This window comes from Mesorhizobium sp. M2A.F.Ca.ET.039.01.1.1 (assembly GCF_003998035.1).
GTDB lineage: Bacteria > Pseudomonadota > Alphaproteobacteria > Rhizobiales > Rhizobiaceae > Mesorhizobium.
Window position 1 is genome coordinate 1 of record NZ_RZRY01000689.1, and the last position, 3,223, is coordinate 3,223.

The following is a 3,223-nucleotide window of genomic DNA, read 5'->3' on the forward strand; positions in this document are numbered from 1 at the left end:
ATGTTGAACAGGTCCGGATGCGCCTTCTCGACCTCGTCGAGCAGCAGCACGCAATGCGGATGCTGGTCGACGCCGTCGGTGAGCAGGCCGCCCTGGTCGAAGCCGACATAGCCGGGAGGCGCGCCGATCAGCCGCGAGACGGTGTGGCGTTCCATGTATTCCGACATGTCGAAGCGGATCAGTTCGACGCCGAGCGAGGCGGCGAGTTGCTTGGCCACTTCCGTCTTGCCGACGCCGGTCGGGCCCGAGAACAGGTAGGAGCCGATCGGCTTCTCCGGTTCGCGCAGGCCGGCGCGCGCCAGCTTGATCGCCGAGGTCAGCGCGGTGATCGCGGTATCCTGGCCGTAGACGACGCGCTTCAGCTCGACGTCCAGACCCTGCAGCACCTTCTCGTCATCGGCCGAGACCGTCTTCGGCGGGATGCGCGCCATGGTGGCGATCGTCGCCTCGATCTCCTTGATGCCGATCGTCTTCTTGCGCTTGGCCTCCGGCACCAGCATCTGCGAGGCGCCGGTCTCGTCGATCACGTCGATCGCCTTGTCCGGCAGCTTGCGGTCGTTGATGTAGCGAGCCGAGAGCTCGACCGAGGCCTTGATCGCCTCGCTGGTGTAGCGGACCTTGTGGAACTCCTCGAAATAGGGCTTGAGGCCCTTCATGATCTCGATGGCGTCCTCGATGGTCGGCTCGTTGACGTCGATCTTCTGGAAGCGCCGCACAAGCGCGCGGTCCTTCTCGAAGAACTGGCGGAACTCCTTGTAGGTGGTCGAGCCGATGCAGCGGATCGCGCCGGACGACAGCGCCGGCTTCAGGAGGTTCGATGCATCCATCGCGCCGCCCGAAGTGGCGCCGGCGCCGATCACGGTGTGGATCTCGTCGATGAACAGCACCGCGCCCGGATAGTCCTCGAGCTCCTTCACGACCTGCTTCAGCCGCTCCTCGAAGTCGCCGCGATAGCGGGTGCCGGCCAACAGCGTGCCCATGTCGAGCGCGAAGATGGTGGCGTCCTGCAGCACTTCCGGCACATCGCCTTCGACGATGCGCTTGGCCAGGCCCTCGGCGATCGCCGTCTTGCCGACGCCGGGGTCGCCGACATAGAGCGGGTTGTTCTTGGAGCGGCGGCACAGCACCTGGATGGTGCGGTTGATCTCGCTGTCGCGGCCGATCAGCGGGTCGATCTTGCCGGCGCGGGCCTTGTTGTTGAGATTGACGCAGTAGGCCGTCAGCGCGTCCTGCTGCTTCTTCTTGCCGTTTTCCTCCTGCGGCTCGGCGCCGTTCTGGCCGCCCTGCTCGTCCTCGGCGCCGCGCGGTGTGCGCGATTCCGAAGCGCCCGGGCGCTTGGCGATGCCGTGCGAGATGTAGTTGACCGCGTCGTAGCGGGTCATCTGCTGTTCCTGCAGGAAATAGGCGGCGTGGCTCTCGCGCTCGGCGAAGATGGCGACGAGCACGTTGGCGCCGGACACTTCCTCGCGGCCGGACGACTGCACATGGATCACGGCGCGCTGGATGACGCGCTGGAAGCCTGCCGTCGGCTTGGAATCCTCGTCGTAGCCGGTGACGAGGTTGTCCAGCTCGGTGTCGATATAGGTGAGAACGGTGTGCTTGAGCTCGTCGAGATCGACGTTGCAGGCGCGCATGACGGCGGCCGCCTCTGTGTCGTCGATCAGGGCAAGCAGCAGATGTTCGAGCGTCGCATACTCATGATGCCGCTCGTTGGCGAATGTCAGCGCCTGATGTAGCGCCTTTTCCAGGCCTTGGGAGAAAGCCGGCATGTTACCTCACTTCTTCTCCATCACGCATTGCAGCGGATGCTGATTCTGTCGGGCGAAATCCATGACCTGGGACACTTTGGTCTCAGCCACCTCGAATGTGTAGATGCCGCACTCGCCCACTCCATGATTATGAACATGAAGCATGATGCGTGTGGCGGCCTCGCGGTCCTTTTGGAAAAAACGCTCAAGGACGTGAACGACGAACTCCATGGGAGTGTAGTCGTCGTTCAGAATGAGGACCCGGTAGAGGCTGGGCTTTTTGGTCTTGGTCTTGGTGCGCGTGATGACAGCGGTACCGCGACCGGGATCGTTGCGGTCCCCGTCACTTTGCATTCGCACCACGCCTGCCGTGGCAGTCAAACCGATCGTCACGTAGTCCAGCCTTTTCGAATCCTCATGCGAGTTCAACATGTAGGTTCTCGATGGACGATTTTAAGCCCTTCTGTTTAGCTGACAATATGGCTAGGTGGGCAAACCTAAGCGAATTTCTCAATCGTGAATGCGGCAATGTGCATCGGGTTGCGATCGGCCACGAAAAAACCCGGCCGCGCTACCGCGACCGGGTCCTTTTCACAGGCCGGCTGGCCGTATGGATATGATCCGGCGAAATTACTTCGCTTTGGCGACCACCGATTCGAACGGCTTGTAAGCCTCCTTGGCGAGCTCGGCATAGAGATTGCCGATCTTGCTGGCCTCGGCCACGAAGCTCTCATAGCTCTGCTTGGCGTAATCGGTCTGGATCTCGATGGCCTTCTCGATCGACTTGGCCGCGAACAGCTTCTCGAAGGCTGCGCTGCCGGCCTCGAAGCTCTTCTTGGTGTATTCGCCGGCTTCGGTGGCGATCGCCTGCGCGCCCTTGGTGAGCGAGGCAAAGCTCTTCAGCCCGGTGTCGGCAAACTCCTTGCCGTATTTCGTGAAGTCCTCATAGGTCTGGGTCATTTCATACTTCCCTTGGTTGAAACGCCCTTTCTGCCCCGGGCGCCCTTGTGCAATGCACCTTAATATATTGTGCAACGCACAAAAGTCAAGAATCCCTTGGTGCGCAGGGGCTCCAGCGCCGCCGGCCGGTAAAATTCGATTAAAGAGAAGCTCGATTTGCCGAAAAATGGTGAACGCGGCGGTTACCATAAACGGATTGGTAACGCTGACCGCGATAGCTTGGCCGGAAGTGAGGCAGGCACTCCCGTAGCCGCCTCCGGGGCAACGAAAATTTCAGGGTAGTAACGGTGCGTCAGGCGTTGTCGGGGCTGGTCTCCAAATCCTCATTCTCCTTCAAGGCAGTCATGGTCGCCGCGCTGGCGATGACGATTATCGCTGCCGATGTGGCGTCGGCCCTTGCCGCAAAGTCCGCGGCCATTGTGGTGGATGCCAAGACCGGCAAGGTGCTCTATTCGGCCGACGCCAATGGCCGGCGCTATCCGGCTTCGCTCACCAAGATGATGACGCTCTACCTC

The 3,223-nt window shown here is 61.4% G+C and carries 3 protein-coding genes and 1 pseudogene; 1 reads left to right on the forward strand and 3 read right to left on the reverse strand.

Features of this window, described 5'->3' with window-relative positions; translation table 11 throughout:
* The 3 genes from EOA24_RS31885 to EOA24_RS31895 all read right to left on the reverse strand — a co-directional run.
* On the reverse strand, nt 1-1,769 hold a 1,769-nt coding region (locus EOA24_RS31885), incomplete at its 3' end, for an AAA family ATPase (RefSeq protein WP_127410481.1).
* Between the two features lie 6 nt (nt 1,770-1,775).
* Nucleotides 1,776-2,102: an ATP-dependent Clp protease adapter ClpS gene (clpS, locus tag EOA24_RS31890; RefSeq protein WP_036258315.1), complete on the reverse strand. Its 327-nt coding sequence runs from the start codon at nt 2,100-2,102 to the stop codon at nt 1,776-1,778.
* Nucleotides 2,103-2,378: 276 nt separating this feature from the next.
* Nucleotides 2,379-2,708, reverse strand: coding sequence for a phasin family protein (locus EOA24_RS31895; protein ID WP_042642580.1), 330 nt, complete (start codon nt 2,706-2,708; stop codon nt 2,379-2,381).
* A gap of 287 nt (nt 2,709-2,995) precedes the next feature.
* Between EOA24_RS31895 and EOA24_RS31900 the strand changes: the two are divergent.
* Nucleotides 2,996-3,223 (forward strand): annotated as a pseudogene (locus EOA24_RS31900) (D-alanyl-D-alanine carboxypeptidase); the annotation flags it as partial.